We start from the raw sequence: 16,536 nt of genomic DNA on the forward strand, positions 1-16,536 counted from the left end.
GTGGTCTGTATTGAGTACAAGGAGTTGTGAGAGCATGGAGTGGGCGATTACAGTGGCCGCCTTTCTTGCATCGGCTGTAGAATTTGTTGAGGCGTTTACTATTGTGCTGGTGGTTGGTGTGACGATCAACTGGCGTAGTGCGCTGGTGGGAACGCTGGCGGCAGCCGTCAGTCTGGCGGTGATCGTGGCGATTTTTGGCACCGCGCTGGTGCGATATGTACCTATTGATGTGTTGCGCCTGGTGGTTGGTATTATACTGGTATTATTCGGTTTAAAGTGGCTGAAGAAAGCTATTCTGCGCTATAGCGGACTGAAGGCCCTGCACGACGAGGAAGCTATTTTTGAAGAGAATATGGCTGAGCTGCGTGCGCGTGGCGAAGTTACGACTAAATTGCAGCCCTACGCGGTCCTGCTGGCCTTCAAGTCGGTTCTGTTAGAGGGATTGGAAGTAGCTTTTATCGTCATCACATTTGGGAGTAATGCTGCCTCACAGGCCTGTGTTACCCAATGTGGATTGGGCGGGATCGGTTCAGCCGCCATTGGTGCGGCCGTTGCGGGCGTGCTGGTAATTATCCTGGGAGCATTGGTACGTGCGCCGCTCCGGCAGGTTCCTGAGAATACCCTCAAATTCATCGTAGGTATTATGTTGACCACTTTCGGCACCTTCTGGGCGGTCGAAGGTTTTCACTATGACTGGCCCCTGTCGGATGCCTTCATCTTGATCCTGGCAGCCATTTATCTGCTGGCCTCATTTGGCTTGATCAGCTGGCTCAAAAGCCAGAAGCGCGCCATCAGCACCCGGTCCGGGGCACAAACCAGCTTGTAGAGAACATCAGGCATAGAGGGAGAAAAAATAGATGAATGTCATCAAAGCCATTTATAACTTTTTGGTGGGGGATATCATAATCCTGATCGGGATTATCCTCACCTTGCTGATTCTCGTTCTGCTCAACACGGTGAGTGGGCTGGCAAGCTTGCGTGGGGCGAGCGGGATAATCATGATTATTGGAACCCTGGTCGTCTTGACGCTCACCCTCACGCGGGAAGTGCGAGGCCACCGTTCTAAGCTAAGCTAAGCCGGCGGTGGCAGACCGGCTAGAGTGGCTTGCTATGGCCTCCCCGGCGCTCCGAGCGACGAGGGTGGAGGCGTTTACGAGCATCTTCAGAGGATGGATCTTGTGATTCATCCTCCTCTTGTCTGAGGAAGACCTTCTCCTCAAATTCCTCCAGCAACTTCTCACAGCGCTCGATGCTGCGCAAAGCATCATCGCGGCGTGCAGCCCCAAAGAGATCGCGCTCAACTACACGATCATACCAGCGACGGATCTTATCTAGATCCTGGCGAATCTCCTCCGCCTCGGCATACGTAAAGTTCTGGCGATACGTCTCAAACTCGACCTCTTTACTAAAATTGACATCGCAATCCTCAATAATCTCATCATATTGCAGATTGCTCTGAGCAATAAAGGCATCAACGATCTTATTATCTTCCGCTTCAGGCAAGGTATGGAGGGGAAGCAGATGGTAGGTACCACTCAGTTCGGTGATGCGCTCAGTGATTTTTTGCAAGGCCGCCACCAGAGCATCGGTGGCTGGGAGGATACAGACACTCTGCTGGAGGTAGAGTGCCCCAATTTTTTTAAGTTCACGCCAGACACTCACGCGTGCTGCTGAAGGCTGGCTGGGGACTTGATAAATTAACAACATATATTGATGCTGATCCATGTCATCACTCATTCTTCTGCATATTGTGCTCGCACCGCTGCGGCCTATCTCCACACAACCTCCGCAATTTCATCCTTTCCCATTGTATCATAGCTGCTACGAAGGTGCGCTCATAGATACCTGGCTATGAAGCTGGAGTGCCTCGGGTTTTTTCGATGTCATCCTGTTCTGGGAGCGTGGTTGCTGCCCCGGCAGAGCCACGCTCCAAAGTTTAATCGTTCCATCGTTACTGGCAGAAGCAACACGTGTTCCATCAGGGGACCAGTTTACACCATAGACAATATCTGTATGGCCTCGATACACAGCAATAGTTCTCCCAGTTGTTGCGTCCCAGACCCGAACGGTTGTGTCCGCACTGGCCGATGCGATAAATTTTCCATCAGGGGACCAGCTAGATGCTTGCACTGAAGAGGTATGGTCGCGGTAGGTAAGGAGTTTTTCCTGTTGTGGCCTGCCAAATTTGCACCGTTCTATCTGTACTGGCAGAAGCAATACGTGAGCCATCGGGAGACCAGCTTACACCGTAAACAATACCGGCATGTCCTCTATACGTGACAAGATGTGTTCCTGTCGCTGCATCCCACACCTGTACACTTGTATCCTCACTGCCCGAAGCAATATAGCGGCTATTGGGAGACCAGGCGATCCACCAGACCTGATTTTTATGACCACGATAAGTGATCTCAAGCTTATGCGTTAAGGCTGTCCAGACAAAAACGGTCCCTGTAGTATCACTCCAGGCAATCCTGGTTCCATCAGGGGACCAGGCAACATCGGTGATCGTCGCATGCTGTTCAGGGTAACGATACACGATCTGCCCGCTTGACGAATTCCAAATCTGGACAGCTTTTTTCGCCTCGGGTGTATCACCAGTGACAGAAGCGATTTGTGAGCCATCAGGTGACCAGCTCAAAGCCTCGGAGGAACTAATAGTTGTTGTGAGGGTATACTTCCCATTCTGATGTGTAAGAACACGTGCTGTGTTATCACCAATGACACACGCAATGCTGTTACCATTGGGGGACCATTCTACATCGTAGATGCCGACCAGTGACGACGCTTTATAGGTATAAAGCAGGGAGCTTTTCGATGCAAGAGACATAGATGATCCAGGTAGAAGAAATTTGCTGGCTATCCCTCCTATTGCCAGCACAAGGAGAAGAGATAGTCCGAGCAGGAACCAGGAACGATGTTTATGGAGCATGGGCCAACCATAGTTCTTCTTTTCTTCTGCAGGTGGCACATGTACACGTGTAGGCAAACTAATTTCATGAAAAGGCTCAGGCACGCCCTCTGTATGCGCGACTTCCGTCGGTACCACATCCAGCGTAGCGGGCACGCTCGCCTCCACGAGTCCAAGCTCCTCCGCGTTCTGCTCAAAAAGGAAACAGAGCTGCTGTCGATAGTGAGGGCTGGGAGAAATCTCTCCTCGTTCCCAACGACCCACACTTCGGGCATCACATCCAAGTTTGTCCGCTACATTTGCCTGTGACCACCCTCGCAACTCACGTGCTCGCCTGAGTTTACTCTTCTTTACGTCATCAGAATACATGCTCAAACTCCGTTTATAATTGTTTCTTGCGGGCACCAGATATATAGATAATTATCTCATTTTTCTTGTTAGATATCCAAATGTACTACTCTTGATAAATGCATCTCAAATGTGATACCTCATGGAACACACGTCGAGCTCCACTGTCATGACATAGACATGACACCATGAGGACATGTCCGCTATATGGCGTATAAATGGCCTGTTTTTCTACTCATTTTGCTTCTATACTCAGCCAATGGTGACCTGTGGAAAAGTTTCTTTTCCAGAAGAATATTTTATTGGCATTAGTAGAAAAGGATTTCGTCTGTCATGATGACACCCGTAGCAGATCAAGATGAAGCGATTAATACGCCTTTGCTGGCGAGTCGCCTTCTTACTCTCCGCTTGTATCTTTGCCCTCGCTTTTCTGGCACGATGCTCTTGCGCGTGGCATTGGTCTTTACCATTGTTACTGGAGGGTTGCTGGCTAACCTCTACTCGGCTCCTTCAGTTTTTGCCGCAAAGAAACCGGCAGCGAGTACTACGCCAACGACACCTGCATCCAACACATCAGCGATCCCGGCTGCAAAGTCTTCCACCACGCAGCCAGCTGCCACCATTCCGGCTGCATCTCCTGCGGCTAAAGCAAAACCAGCCAGCACCGTCAGGCCCTTCATTGATTCCACGAAAAGCCACGATGGGCTGGGAGACCAACCCTTTTTCACCTACATCAAAATTTCATTGTCCGATCACGTGACGATGAAAGTAAATGTAGGAAGCGGAAACCTGCTGGTTGCCTCTGCGAATTATGCGCTGAATGGAACGGGGATCAACCTTGACCTTGATACGTACTATAATAGTCTTTCAGACTCAGATTATTATAATTATGAGTATGGCAATAACTGGCGTGCGAATCTCTGCTCATCCCAGTATTTAGATGAAAGTCAGGCCGGTAGCACAGGGATTGGATTTTACAGTGAGACGGGAACTGGCTTCTTTTTTAATCGCAATAGTAATGGAACCTATAAAGATGCTCCAGGCCTCAATGCCAGCTTGAAAGCCAATGGTGATGGAACCTATACCTTAAGCTATCATAAGTCGGGAACCAGGGTCCTCTTTGGCTCAGATACAAGTATTGCCAATATCAAGGACAAGAATGGCAATACAATTAGCTGTACCTATGCATCGCCTAACGGGTCCAAATATACACAGTCCATCACCGACACCCAGGGTCGCGTGCTGACAATGGCGCATAATAGCGCCAACGAGATCACGACGATGACCGACCCCACGGGACGCACGATTACTTATAGCTATGATAGTAATCACAATTTAACCGGCATCACTGATGCCAATCAGAAAACGACAACCTATGGCTATACTAATGGAGAATTGACCTCCATTACCGATCCCCTGACCCACGCAACAGGCATCAGCTATGTCAGCGGGACAGGCAAGGTAAGCCAGATTACGCTGGCCGATGGAGGAACGATCCAGCTAGCGTATTATGACAGCGACGATAGTCACTGTAGTGGTATCGTGCCTTCAGGACAGACGGTCCTGCCCTGTACGGTAGTCACCGATCAAAACGGACACAGCACGACATATGCATATCAGGCAGATCCCTCGTGGCAGGTAAACTACACGAAGAATGCGCTTGGTCACATTTCGTCGCAAACGTTTGATCCGGGAAGTTATAATGTGACCAAACAGCAGGACGCCTTGAGCAACACGAGTTCCTTCAGCTACGACGTCAATAATAATTTGAAGACGGCCACCGATGGATCTAATGCCCAAACGACGTACGGTTATGGGGATGGAGACCCCAATCACATCTACTACCAGACCTCGCAGACGGATGCGCAGAATAACAAGTCGACCTTTGCTTATGATACGGCAGGAGACCTGACTTCGGAGCTTGACTACAGTACTGGTAGTACATGGACCTATAGCTATAATAGTAATGGCACTATTGCCAGCGCGAAGGATGCCGATTGGCAAAGCGGCAAGAGTGGCCATTTGACGACCTATGGCTATGATAGCAAAGGCAATCTCACAACCATGACGCCGCCAAATCCACTGGGGCAGACCACGTTAACCTACGATAGCTTAAGCCGGGTCAGCACCGAGAAAGACGGCAACGGCAACACGACCACCTTCAGTTATGACAATGACAATCGCATTATCAAGCTGGCATATCAAGATGGGTCATCGGTGAGCTATAGCTATGATGCTGATGGGAACGTGCTCACGGAAACCGATCGTACAGGCACCACTAGCTTCACCTATGATGCGCGCAACCGTGAACTGACCAAGACCTTGCCGGGCGCGATCGTGCTCACCAATACTTATGACAAGGTCGGCAATCTGACCAGCTTGACTGATGCCAGCGGCAAAGTGAGCTACACGTATGACGAAGTCAATCGTATGACGAAGCTGACCGATGCCAGCGGCCTGAATACGACCTATACCTACGATAATGACAATCGTAAGAATAGCATCCAGTATCCCAATGGCACCGGGCAGATCATGACCTATGATGGAGCGGGCCGCGAGCTCACCAATATTGGCGGTAAGGGCACGATCACCATTGATAGCAATGGGCAGCCCCACTTTAGTGGCACACAATACAGCAACTTTGCCTATAGCTATGTCTCCGGCTCAAAATCCACGGAACTGCTGCAGAAAGCGGTAGTGCTCGACACAATAGACGAGAGCACGAAGTACACCTGGACTTATAGCTATAACAGCAAGAACCAACTGATGACCGTCAACAAGTACAATCCCGATGGCACGCTCTTTTCTCCCTGGTCCTATCACCATGATAACAACGGCAACCTTGAGAGCGCTTCTTATAGTGGCGCGTCCAAGTATACATCGAACTTTACCTATAATGAGGCCAACGAGCTGACGAACGAAAGTGGGAGCTTTACCTCGTCGACGGGCACAGTCACCAATATAGCCGTTACCTATAGCTATGATGGCAATGGTAACGAGACGGCGGTTAATAATAGTGTCACCCCGGCCCCGTCCAATAGCGATCCCAGTCGCACATCTGTCCTGAATGCGCAGAATCAGATTATCAGTGGCACTGCCTCGGCGGGCTCCTATACCTCTGGTGGCAATTACAACTATGGGTATAGTGGCACCAACCAGACTGACCGGGTCAGCAATGCTGGTCTATCTGCTGTGTATAGCACACTGGGGCTGAGCAGCGAGAAGGGCGCGTCTGGCACCATGGAGTATGTACGTTGCAGTTGCGGCCTGCTCAATAGTCTGCAAACCAACGGACAGAAGTATTACTATCTCTTCGACGGACAGGGTTCGATAGTCGTACTGACCGATAGCAGCGGCAACGCCGTCGATCGCTACACCTATGATCCCCTGGGACGCGAGGCCATGTGGCGCCAGCAAGTGGTACAACCCTGGACCTATGCCGGTGGCTACTTCGACGGCATTACCGGATTGTATAAGTTCGGTATTCGCTACTATGACTCGGTCACCATGCGCTGGACGCAAGCCACGCCAGTCGGGGGCAGTCTGCAGGAGATCACCAAGGCGAATCCGTACGTGTATGCTGACGATGATCCTGTGAATAAGGTTGATCCAAGTGGACTGACAAGTATAACAAGCCCACAAGCTATTGATTGCATTGGAAGTGTTTTAGCAGCAGTCGCAGCTTCTGTTGCATATGATATGGCAATAAACGCTGTAGTAGAAATAGGAACTGCTGGATTGTTAACGCCTGCTGTTATAATAGCTATTATTATTGAAGTGCTTGGAAACACTGGTTTTCTTCTAGTTGCGCTCGCTGAGAAATGCCCATTCCTTCTCGGTTAGTAAACTACTTTTCAACTTACTGTACCTGATAATGAGAAGCTACAAATGATTAGATTTAACTTTGTGGCTTCTCTATCAAGCTATTTGAGATTAATGATAGTAGTTATTTCTTTTATCAAGAGGAGCAAAAGGTTGATAAATGCAAAATTTATAGGAGCAGCGATTTGTTTCATCTTTGCTTGTTTATTGGAAATATTTGCTATTATAAAATATTTCAGTTTTCCTGACACAAGAATGGTTCAGATTGGTTTGATATTTGCTATAGGTGGGGCGATATTATTTATTTGTGCTATTTATTTGTATCGAAATAGAAAGTAAGCCTGAAGTAGAGAGCAAAAGTATAGATTTCTTAAACCCTAAACATCGTGTCACTGCTACGTGTGAATGGTGCAGAAGCTACCATTTTGGGTATACAATAGAAAACGTTATCCTCTAACCTTTATATAATAGGTGCCTGTATGATTAGTGAGGAAGGACGTGATGCTTTGAAGACGACGTTGATCCATACTTTGTATGATACGGTTGCGCTCCATTATGAGGGGCAGCCTTTATTTAGTTATGTGTATGAGCCAAAGTTTCCAGCCCGCGAGTCGCCCAGGCCCTATTTTCACTCCTTGAAGACGCTGGCTGGCAACGAGGTGTGCCTGGTGCGTCCTTATGATCACCAATGGCATATTGGACTCTCAATGACCAGCGCCAATCTAGCGGGCGAGAACTTTTGGGGAGGCCCGACCTATACTCCAGACGCGGGCTATGTACAACTTGACAATAATGGGTGGATGCGGCATCGCGCGTGGCAGGAACTGTCCAGCGAGGAGCGAGTATCCTGCATTGAGCAGTTACAGTGGATCACCCATAGCGAAGCGGTGTGGATCGAAGAGGAGCGCCACCTGGATGTCAACGAGATCAATGCAGAGGCGGGCTATTGGAGCCTGGATTTCTCGTCGCGCCTGCTGAATGTCTCAGGGAAGCCGCTGGCCTTTGGCTCACCAACGACCGAGGGCCGAGAGAATGCGGGTTATGGCGGCCTGTTCTGGCGTGGTCCACGCTCATTTTTGCACGGGAAGATCCTGGGAGCCGGCGGGCTGGAGGGTCCTGAGTGTATGGGCAAGCAAGCGCCGTGGCTGGCATTTACTGGCTGGCATGATGGTAGCTGTGAGCAATCAACCATCATATTTATCGACCAGCCGCGCAATCCACGCTATCCAAATAAATGGTTTGTGCGCAATGATCCTTACGCCTGTATCAGCTGTGCCTTTATGTTCGATGAATACTACACCTTGCAGCCGGATGATGTATTGGATTTGAGCTATCGCGTGGTGCTGGCCAATGGGGAGTGGTCGCGGGAGCAGATTGATAAGTATGTGGGCAGGCTGCGCTGATATCTGGGTCCTGCTTAAAGCGGCGCTTTTTTCCTATGTCAGCAAACGTTCATAGGCTTGCCGTATGTCTGTGGCATTCTGCCAAGATTTCTCCCGAAAGGCAATCACGCAGAACCCATAAGACTTCGTGACCCACATCAGGTTGGAGTCCATCGAGAGCAAGAATGACCTGCCCTTGTGTGCTCAGGCATTGCTGTAACCTTGCCTGGTTGGTCAGATGCAGTGTGACTAACTCTTCATAGCGGGCGAGCAGATTCGTCACACTGTGCTCGGCGATCATGACTCCACGCTGGGTTAATTCCTGGTGAATCTCCGGGATGGTAGGCAACCCACGCAACTTTTCCACAGATCTGGCAATGATGGTGTGCTGGCTCATCATCTTGAGCCAGCAGCAGGGTTGGACAGCTTTTGGTGCGAGACATCTCTTACCCCTCTGTGCGAGGAAACATGTGTCCGTGGAGCAAATAATACCCAATGGCTGTCTCCCAAGATGAGATATATGCCTGGTAATGGTGCTCCCCCGTGAACCTCTCAATATACTCGTTCCCGTGTGGGGTGAGTGCCGTCAACGTGTAGGTGACACAAACGCTGGTTACCTCCGCCCCATCAGGTTCACAGCGCACATCGATTCGACTGGTATAAGCATGTGGCAAGACGTTGACATACGTCACATGGGCCTGTTCTCTTTCATAGGCAATAATGGTCCAGATTTTCGCTGGTTCGCCGGCATGCTGCGTCGTGAAGACGGTCCCGACTTCCGCAACACCAGAGGCGGGATACAGCATTTCTGGATTCCAGCCATGTGCCCAGTACTTTTCTCCGAGTGGCTCAAACAGCGGAAAGGCATGGTCAACAGCAGCAGGTACATGAATCACATGAGATCGTGTGACATGCTGGGCAACAAAATTCGACATCCAACTCGCTTCCTTTCAACACCCATTCTTCACAAGCGCGCAAAGAATTGGGAGGAATACATGAACAATAGTGAAAAAGGAACAAGAAACAGTTAATCCGGTTCTTCGGCTGCGGTTTGCTCGATAAAGCGATGGCTGGCGCTCGCATCATAGTCCATCCCATAGACTTCCTTGAGCTGGGTAATGCGTTTGAGGGTTTCCTCGCCAAAAGGATGTTTTTGCTCGAAAGCATGTAAAACTATCCCTTCAAGCAAATCTCCGAGAGAGATATCAAAATATTCTGCCAGAGCTTTCAGGACTTTGACCAAATTCTTTTCCATGCGCGCGCCAATTTGCACTCGCTCAACGGGAAGAGCCTGTCCATGCAGGCTGCCATTTTTTTCAATCTGACCCATCATATTTCTCTCTTTTAGATGTTGTTGCTATGTTACATTGGTAAAAATATAACATGGTAACAATAAAGAGTCAAGCAGCCAAAAGAAAGAGAGAGGAAAAAAGCCTATCAGGGGGGAGGCTATCGGACTCTTTGATTTTCATGCAGGAACAGAGAAAGCAGGGGCAAGCCCCGCACGTACAATTCTTGTTTTTTTGTTGATTTTTCGGGATGGAAGGAATAAGAGGGGCAAAACCTGCACTTTATATTTAGGGGGAGGGGGCGGTGGAGTGGCGGATGATGAGTTGGGCGGGGATTTCCGCGAGGATGGGGGGGCGGTCGCGTTGGGTGAGGCGTTCGATGGTGAGCTGGGCCGCTTTTTCACCGATCAAGTGCGTGTTGTAGTCGACGGTGGTGAGGGCGGGTATGGTGTAGGGGGCTTGAGGGATGTTGTCGAAGCTGATGACGCTCATCTCTTCTGGGACGTGGATGCCGTTGTGGTTGAGGGCCGCCAGTACGCTGATGGCTAGTAAGTCGTTGACTACTACCAGGGCCGTGGGACGGTCGCCGTCTGCTGGGAGGGCCTGGAGGAGCGCATTGGTTGCATTGTAGCCATCGTCAATGGTTGGGCCGCAGCGGTAGATCCATTCTTCTTTTATGGGCAGGCCTAATTGTTGTTGGATGTGTAGACAGGCGTCGAGGCGGTCATGTAGCAGTTCATGGCTGGCTACCCCATAGATATAGCCGATGCGCCGATGGCCTGATTCGGCCAGGTGCTGCATGACTAGCTGTTCGCCTGTATTGGCCTGCGGCACCACACTATCGATATCGGCATCAAACATCGTATCACGACGGAAGCTCAGGGTCGTGATCAGATGGCCGCGCTCGTGCAGGGAGCGTACATCGTTCAACAGAGCCCGACCGGTGCCTGAAAGCAGGATCAAGGCGTCGCTGCGCTTTTGTTGTAGCCAGGTGAAGCAGAGGCGCTCACGTTCCTCACTGAAGTTTGTGATAAAGATCGAGGTGCTATAGCCCTGACTTTGAGCATAGCTATCGATGCCATTGATGATTTGCATATAGTGAGGGTTGTTGGCATCGGGAATGGCCACGCCGAGCGTCTGAGAGGCCTGGGTGCGCAGATTGCGAGCGGCCTCTAGAGGATGATAATTGAGTTGAATGACCGCATTGTGTATCCTGGTACGCGTCTCGGGTGAGATATTGGCGGAACTGACATTATTGAGTACCAGCGAAACTGTGGTGCGAGAAACCCCTGCTAACAGCGCTACATCCCTGATGGTTGGTCTTTTTGCATGTGTTTTTTCCATGGCTATCAGCACCCTGCTTCTTATTTTTTTGTGGTCCTTGATAGTTAGTAAAACGATTTATTAATTCGATTTACTTCTGCTTGAAAGTATACAGGAGGAGATGATTTTTTGTCAATGTCGCTCTTAGGGTTATCAGGTTTTTTTACTTTTCCCCTTTGGCGCCTGCGGCGCCGGGGTGGGAGTGTGGAGAGTGTGGGGGCGGCTGCGGCCGCCCCCGCACTCTCCACACTTGAAAGAATGGGCCTCGTATCGCTTGCTCGTGATCTCCATGTTTGCAGGCGGGAGGCGGCCGCGGCCGCCCACCACACACACTCCACACTTGAAAGAATGGGCCTCGTATCGCCTGCTCGTGATTTCCATGTTTGCAGGTGGGAGGCGGCTGCGGCTGCCCACCACACACACTCCACACTTGAAAGAATGGGCCTCGTATCGCCTGCTCGTGGAAAGAAAAGTGATATATAGATAGTTGATTTGGTGCTTGGTATCATAATTATTGATTTTTAGAGCAGAAAAGGAAAAAGCGGGGGCAAGCCCCGCACGTACAGATCGTTCTTATTGTTGCTTTGGGTGTGTTGTTTTATTCTTAAATGAAATTATTCGAAAGCTATTGACAGAACTGTGATTTATTGCTTATACTTCGCATAAGTAAACTGATTTACTAAATCGAATCATTGGTTGTTCGAGCCACGTTTGCGGACTTCTCTGGGTGAGCGCGTTTCATCCATGTGTATAAATAAAAGTTGTCTGGGGCAGTGAAGCACCAGGCATGGCGCTTATTTGTAGCTGCGTTGAAGGAGCATGCGTATGCAGACTATTTCTCGTCCTGGAAAAGCTGATGTACATGAACGTGGGCCAGTGCTTAAAAAAGGACGCCTGGGGCGGCAGTTTCGTGGCAGGATTTCATGGAAGTTTTATGTGCCGCTGCTACCACTCTTCGCGGTGCTGGGTCTTTTTAGTTATTATCCAGCCTTGAGTGGTCTGTACCACGCCTTCTTTGACTGGCGTCCAGGTTTTGATTCTCCGTTCATTGGTTTCCAGAATTTCGCGGCCCTCCCCTCTGATAGTGTCTTTATTCACTCATTTACCAACATCATCCAGTTCTTTATTTTCGGAGTCACGCTGGCCTGGATCGTGCCGTTGTTCGCCGCCGAGCTGGTGCTGGCGCATTCGAGTAAGCGCTGGCAATTTATCTTTCGCACCCTCTTGATTGTGCCGATTGCTTTTCCCATGGTCGTAGTCTTTTATCTGTGGGGATTCATGTACGAGCCCAATATTGGTATGATCAATACCATGCTGCATGCGATTGGATTGAGCTCGCTGGAGCGTAACTGGCTGGGTGATCCCAACATTGCCCTCTACTCGCTGATGTTCCTGGGCTTTCCCTGGATCGCTAGCACGCCGTTCCTGCTCTTCCTGGCTGGTTTACAGAGTATTCCCACTGAAATATTTGACGCCGCCTCCATCGATGGAGCATCCTGGTTCACACGCATCATTCGTATAGACATCCCTTTGATCTCGGGCCAATTTCGCCTGCTCTTTGTACTGGCGATCATCAACTATGTACAGTTCGCCATTCCCATGGCCCTGCTGACCAACGGAGGACCGGCCTACTCGACCATGACGCCGGCCCTGTATATGATCAATCAAGCCTTCTACGACGGCAACTGGGGATATGCCGCCGCCCTATCCTCGGTACTCTTTATCATCACCGCCTTGTTTAGCGTTATATCGTTGCGCACCAGAAAACAAGCCGTAGCCACCGCCTGAGGGCCAGGCCGCTGTAAGCCTGCTTTCGATAGACGAGAGAACGAAAGGATGACCGAGCATGTCAACACGCCAGGGACGTCGTGATCTTTTGATCGGCAGTATCTTGATGATACTGGTAATATTCACCTTATTTCCATACGTCTTTATGGTTGTAACCTCGCTAAAGGACAACGACCAGTTTCATACATCTTACTGGATACCTTCCTTACCGTTTCACTGGGAGAATTACACAGCGGCCTGGAACCAGATCAGCGTCTACATCATGAACTCGCTGATCGTTGCCTGCACCTCTATGATCGGGGTGCTGGTGCTCAGCTCAATCGCGGCCTTTGTCTTCGCCCGCTATAAGTTCCTGGGGCGCAACTTTCTTTTCACCATGATCGCCGCACTCTTGATGGTACCCTCCATCTCAAGCCTGGTCCCACTCTTTATCCTGGTGCGTGACATGGGGTTAATCAATACACGTCTGGCGCTGATCCTGCCCTACATGGCCAGCGGCTCGATTTTCGCCACCTTCTTGATGCGCACCTTTTTCCAGCAAGTACCCAATGAACTGTTTGAAGCCGCCCACATCGATGGGGCAGCAGGATGGCAAGCCTACTTCTACGTCATGTTGCCGCTCTCAGGACCGATTATCGGCACCATCATCCTGCTCACCCTGACCACCGTCTGGAACGACTATTTCTGGCCACTACTCACCCTGACCGATGACAACCTGAGAACGGTCACCACCGGACTGGCCTTTTTACAGGGACAGAACGTCACCCTGTGGGGACCACTCTTTGCCGGCTACGTGCTGGCCAGCCTGCCCCTGGTCATCGTCTATTTCTTTGCCTCGCGCTACTTCATTGCCGGTGTCGGCGGTGTAGTTGGTGGTGGAGACATGTTAAAATAGGCAATTTTGCAGCGTCTCCAGGTTTTAATGTCTCACTAGCGATTGTCTCCTTGTCTCACTATCTTTAATTTGAAAGGACTCATGTTTATGAACACGACAAGGTCTGTCTGGCGTTCAACCCATGTGTTTGGCCTACTCTGCCTGCTGGGAGCTCTGCTGCTCACAGCCTGTGGAAGCAATCAGCAGAGCCAGGGGAATGGTCCGATCACGATCACGCTGGCTGGTCCCAACCAATGGAACAGCAGTGGAAAGAGCTTTGGCGCGGGCTGGGATGCGGCGGTACAGCAATTCGAGAAGCTCAACCCGAATGTCAAAGTGAAAATTACCGTCTTGCCGCTCTCCAATTTCTCGCAGATTGAAGCGACCGAACTGGCCTCTGGGAGCGCGCCAGACCTGATTTTCAACCAGACCAGCTATAAACCCTACCAGGTCACACCGCTCGATAGCTATTTGCAGCAGCCCAATCCCTATGCGCCGGAGAAAGCCCACTGGATGGACTTGTTTGACTCACGTGCATACAACCAGACCATCTCATCTGCGGCTGACGGACACCTCTACTGGGTGCCACTCAACCTGGTGAGCGTAGGACTGTTTGTCAACCAGGACCTCTTCCAGAAGGCTGGCGTGCCATTTCCCATCAAGACCTACAAAGACTGGGAAGCGGCACTGCAGAAGTTCAAAGCAGCCGGTATTACCCCAATGGCAATGGACAACTCGCAGATCGGCATCGCCTTCCCGGTTGGCTCGATCCTGAACCAGATGATGAACAAATACTACAATGACTTCAACTGGTTCGACGCCTCCGGCAAACCCGGGACGTATAGCACCCTGACCACCAAAGACCTGGTGCGCGCGGTCAAAACAGGCAAGCTCAATGCGAATCTCCCAGAGGTCGTGGAGGCCTTGAAACTGGCCAAGGACATGTACTCAACCGGAGCAACCCCAACTGGTCAGGTATCAAAGGTTTATCCGGTGCGGGTGTGAACCTGGACGACTTCCTGGCAGGTCGCTCAGCAATGGCCTGGGGAGTTAACTTTGGAGCCGCCGAGGTCGCCAGCGCTAAATTCAAGGTTGGCAGCATGGGCTTCCCGACCATCACCACCGACACCACGCCACTGTCGACCAATGATCCCGCCCAGTTTGGTGTCACGACCGGTGGAACCAGCTATATGATCCCTTCAACCGTCAAAGGGGATCAACTGAAATACGCGGTGCGCTTCCTGCAATTCATGACCGCTCCCAAATATGCGCAGAGCTGGATTACCGCTACCACAGGTGTGCCCTCGGTAACCGGCGTCTCCGCCCCGGGCGTGATCAGCGGCTTCTCGGATGGAGCATGGGGCGAGTCACCCAAATCGGACGGCTATGCCCTGCAGGGACTATCGCCCCAGCAAGGACAGGACTACACCCAGATCATGCAAGGTTACCTGCTGGGCACCACCAGCCTCTCGGCCACGCAGAGTAAACTGGATGCCTCCTGGAAAGCCGCCGCAGATTACCAGCTGCAGCAGAATCCTAGCTGGCAAAATGAGAGCTGGGCTAAGTAGTCCGCTGGTAGCTTAAATAAGCTCTTTATATCAGGGTGGCGTGGAACATCATCGTTCCACATCATCCTGATTGAAAGGCACAGCCATGAAAATCACCGCTATCCACTGTCGACCATTGCGTCTAAAAAAAGAAATTGCTTCGCAGCCCTCCTGGCTCTCAGAAAGCGTGATTGCCAACCCGATGTCGCCCTATCCCCGCTACGCGGCCCGTCGTTCATCCTGGACAGCACCGTTTGGGGGTCTGGCCGTCATCATCGAGACCGATGATGGTGTGCAAGGATTGGCGACGCCGATGGGGGGGAGGCCGTACGGATCATCATCGAGCAGCACTTTGCGCGTTTGCTGGTAGGTGAAGATCCAACCGATATCGAACGCCTGTGGGACCAGATGTTTCGCGCCTCACTCCCTTACGGGCGTAAAGGTTTAAGCATGTTCGCCATCAGTGCCGTTGATTGCGCCCTCTGGGACATCTTCGGCAAAGCCTTGCAGCAACCGGTCTACCGACTGCTGGGCGGGGCCACCAAAGAAGACATGCTAGTCTATGAGACGACCAATGACCGCGTCGACTGGGACAACCACGAGTTCTTCGGCGTCAAACTGGCCATGCCATATGGTCCGGCCGATGGACGCGAGGGACTGCTCAAGAATCGCGACCTGGTCAAAGAATGCCGCGAGCGCATCGGCGACAAGCGCGACATCATGCTCGACTGCTACATGGCCTGGGATGTAGAGTACACCATCCGCATGATCGACCTGGTTGAACCCTATGGTGTGCGCTGGATCGAAGAGGCGCTCTCCCCAGACAACATCCAGGGCTATGAAAAACTGGCGCGCTACACAGGTCCAGTTGCCCTGGCAACCGGGGAACATGAATATTCACGCTGGGGTCATCGAGACCTGCTGGCGACGGGGGCCATCTCAGTCTTTCAGCCAGACATCAACTGGGTTGGCGGCATCAGCGAGACCCGCAAAATCTGCGCCATGGCCTCTGCCTGGGGCCTGATCGTCGTCCCGCATGCAGGTGGTTTGCAGGCGGCCGGACTCCACCTGATCAAGAGCCAGGTTAACTGCCCATTTGCTGAATGGGTGCGCACCTGGAACCGTGATAGCGGGCGACCGGTGGCTGGCGTACTGGGTGTACCTGATCCAGCGCATGGGCGCATCCGACCGAGCGAGGCAGCCGGGCTAGGTATCAGCTTAAATGAAGACGTGTTGGAACAGGCATAGGGAGTGA

At 51.3% G+C, this 16,536-nt stretch carries 16 protein-coding genes and 1 pseudogene; 10 read left to right on the top strand and 7 right to left on the bottom strand.

Annotated elements, in window-relative coordinates; translation table 11 throughout:
- Positions 1-34 precede the first annotated feature (34 nt).
- A complete protein-coding gene (locus EL645_RS26460) occupies positions 35-826 on the top strand; it encodes a COG4280 domain-containing protein (RefSeq protein ID WP_126553791.1) in 792 nt (263 codons plus the stop codon).
- 31 nt (positions 827-857) lie between these two features.
- Positions 858-1,076, top strand: coding sequence for a hypothetical protein (locus EL645_RS26465; protein WP_126553793.1), 219 nt, complete (start codon positions 858-860; stop codon positions 1,074-1,076).
- A 19-nt stretch (positions 1,077-1,095) separates the two neighbouring features.
- Here the strand turns inward: EL645_RS26465 and EL645_RS26470 are convergent, their stop codons facing one another.
- From EL645_RS26470 to EL645_RS26480, 3 genes are all read right to left on the bottom strand, one after another.
- Positions 1,096-1,725, bottom strand: coding sequence for a Chromate resistance protein ChrB (locus EL645_RS26470; RefSeq protein WP_126553795.1), 630 nt, complete (start codon positions 1,723-1,725; stop codon positions 1,096-1,098).
- A gap of 96 nt (positions 1,726-1,821) precedes the next feature.
- A complete protein-coding gene (locus tag EL645_RS26475; protein WP_161977709.1) occupies positions 1,822-2,130 on the bottom strand; it encodes a WD40 repeat domain-containing protein in 309 nt (102 codons plus the stop codon).
- Complete coding sequence (locus tag EL645_RS26480; RefSeq protein ID WP_126553799.1) at positions 2,117-3,277, bottom strand: eIF2A-related protein; 1,161 nt, start codon at positions 3,275-3,277, stop codon at positions 2,117-2,119. The genes EL645_RS26475 and EL645_RS26480 overlap by 14 nt, the downstream gene beginning before the upstream one ends.
- 312 nt (positions 3,278-3,589) lie before the next feature.
- On the opposite strand from EL645_RS26480, the gene EL645_RS26485 reads away from it, so the two are divergent.
- A complete protein-coding gene (locus tag EL645_RS26485) occupies positions 3,590-7,099 on the top strand; it encodes an RHS repeat-associated core domain-containing protein (RefSeq protein ID WP_126553801.1) in 3,510 nt (1,169 codons plus the stop codon).
- 458 nt (positions 7,100-7,557) lie between these two features.
- A complete protein-coding gene (locus tag EL645_RS26490) occupies positions 7,558-8,481 on the top strand; it encodes a DUF6807 domain-containing protein (RefSeq protein ID WP_126553803.1) in 924 nt (307 codons plus the stop codon).
- An 82-nt stretch (positions 8,482-8,563) separates the two neighbouring features.
- Here EL645_RS26490 and EL645_RS26495 read toward each other — a convergent pair.
- The 4 genes and pseudogenes from EL645_RS26495 to EL645_RS26510 form a co-directional block, all read right to left on the bottom strand.
- Positions 8,564-8,803 (bottom strand): annotated as a pseudogene (locus EL645_RS26495) (ISNCY family transposase); the annotation flags it as partial.
- Between the two features lie 103 nt (positions 8,804-8,906).
- Positions 8,907-9,395: a hypothetical protein gene (locus EL645_RS26500; RefSeq protein WP_126553807.1), complete on the bottom strand. Its 489-nt coding sequence runs from the start codon at positions 9,393-9,395 to the stop codon at positions 8,907-8,909.
- Between the two features lie 92 nt (positions 9,396-9,487).
- On the bottom strand, positions 9,488-9,793 hold the full coding sequence (locus EL645_RS26505) for a hypothetical protein (protein WP_246035483.1): 306 nt from the start codon (positions 9,791-9,793) through the stop codon (positions 9,488-9,490).
- A 244-nt stretch (positions 9,794-10,037) separates the two neighbouring features.
- The gene (locus EL645_RS26510) at positions 10,038-11,093 is read right to left on the bottom strand and encodes a LacI family DNA-binding transcriptional regulator (RefSeq protein WP_126553809.1); all 1,056 of its coding nucleotides are present in this window, start codon (positions 11,091-11,093) and stop codon (positions 10,038-10,040) included.
- A gap of 804 nt (positions 11,094-11,897) precedes the next feature.
- Here EL645_RS26510 and EL645_RS26515 point away from each other — a divergent pair.
- The 6 genes from EL645_RS26515 to EL645_RS26540 all read left to right on the top strand — a co-directional run bounded on the left by EL645_RS26515 (position 11,898) and on the right by EL645_RS26540 (position 16,529).
- Complete coding sequence (locus EL645_RS26515) at positions 11,898-12,860, top strand: carbohydrate ABC transporter permease (protein WP_126553811.1); 963 nt, start codon at positions 11,898-11,900, stop codon at positions 12,858-12,860.
- A 58-nt stretch (positions 12,861-12,918) separates the two neighbouring features.
- The gene (locus EL645_RS26520) at positions 12,919-13,755 is read left to right on the top strand and encodes a carbohydrate ABC transporter permease (RefSeq protein ID WP_126553813.1); all 837 of its coding nucleotides are present in this window, start codon (positions 12,919-12,921) and stop codon (positions 13,753-13,755) included.
- 87 nt (positions 13,756-13,842) lie between these two features.
- Entirely contained in the window at positions 13,843-14,739 is an 897-nt protein-coding gene (locus EL645_RS44575; protein ID WP_161977710.1) for an ABC transporter substrate-binding protein, read from the top strand.
- Positions 14,736-15,302, top strand: a complete 567-nt coding sequence (locus tag EL645_RS44580) for an extracellular solute-binding protein (protein WP_126553816.1) — start codon at positions 14,736-14,738, stop codon at positions 15,300-15,302. Before EL645_RS44575 ends, EL645_RS44580 begins: the two co-directional genes overlap by 4 nt.
- Before the next feature lie 85 nt (positions 15,303-15,387).
- On the top strand, positions 15,388-15,651 hold the full coding sequence (locus EL645_RS26535; protein WP_126553818.1) for a hypothetical protein: 264 nt from the start codon (positions 15,388-15,390) through the stop codon (positions 15,649-15,651).
- Entirely contained in the window at positions 15,642-16,529 is an 888-nt protein-coding gene (locus tag EL645_RS26540) for an enolase C-terminal domain-like protein (protein WP_126553820.1), read from the top strand. The genes EL645_RS26535 and EL645_RS26540 overlap by 10 nt, the downstream gene beginning before the upstream one ends.
- Positions 16,530-16,536 lie beyond the last annotated feature (7 nt).

Source organism: Dictyobacter kobayashii, from assembly GCF_003967555.1.
GTDB classification, from domain to species: domain Bacteria; phylum Chloroflexota; class Ktedonobacteria; order Ktedonobacterales; family Ktedonobacteraceae; genus Dictyobacter; species Dictyobacter kobayashii.

Coding starts and splice junctions, on each gene's coding strand:
- EL645_RS26470 (WP_126553795.1), bottom strand. CDS start 1,725: ATGGATCAGCATCAATATATGTTGTTAATTTATCAAGTCCCCAGCCAG.
- EL645_RS26510 (WP_126553809.1), bottom strand. CDS start 11,093: ATGGAAAAAACACATGCAAAAAGACCAACCATCAGGGATGTAGCGCTG.
- EL645_RS26515 (WP_126553811.1), top strand. CDS start 11,898: ATGCAGACTATTTCTCGTCCTGGAAAAGCTGATGTACATGAACGTGGG.
- EL645_RS26490 (WP_126553803.1), top strand. CDS start 7,558: ATGATTAGTGAGGAAGGACGTGATGCTTTGAAGACGACGTTGATCCAT.
- EL645_RS26485 (WP_126553801.1), top strand. CDS start 3,590: ATGATGACACCCGTAGCAGATCAAGATGAAGCGATTAATACGCCTTTG.
- EL645_RS26535 (WP_126553818.1), top strand. CDS start 15,388: ATGAAAATCACCGCTATCCACTGTCGACCATTGCGTCTAAAAAAAGAA.
- EL645_RS26505 (WP_246035483.1), bottom strand. CDS start 9,793: ATGATGGGTCAGATTGAAAAAAATGGCAGCCTGCATGGACAGGCTCTT.
- EL645_RS26460 (WP_126553791.1), top strand. CDS start 35: ATGGAGTGGGCGATTACAGTGGCCGCCTTTCTTGCATCGGCTGTAGAA.
- EL645_RS26465 (WP_126553793.1), top strand. CDS start 858: ATGAATGTCATCAAAGCCATTTATAACTTTTTGGTGGGGGATATCATA.
- EL645_RS26480 (WP_126553799.1), bottom strand. CDS start 3,277: ATGTATTCTGATGACGTAAAGAAGAGTAAACTCAGGCGAGCACGTGAG.
- EL645_RS44575 (WP_161977710.1), top strand. CDS start 13,843: ATGAACACGACAAGGTCTGTCTGGCGTTCAACCCATGTGTTTGGCCTA.
- EL645_RS26500 (WP_126553807.1), bottom strand. CDS start 9,395: ATGTCGAATTTTGTTGCCCAGCATGTCACACGATCTCATGTGATTCAT.
- EL645_RS26520 (WP_126553813.1), top strand. CDS start 12,919: ATGTCAACACGCCAGGGACGTCGTGATCTTTTGATCGGCAGTATCTTG.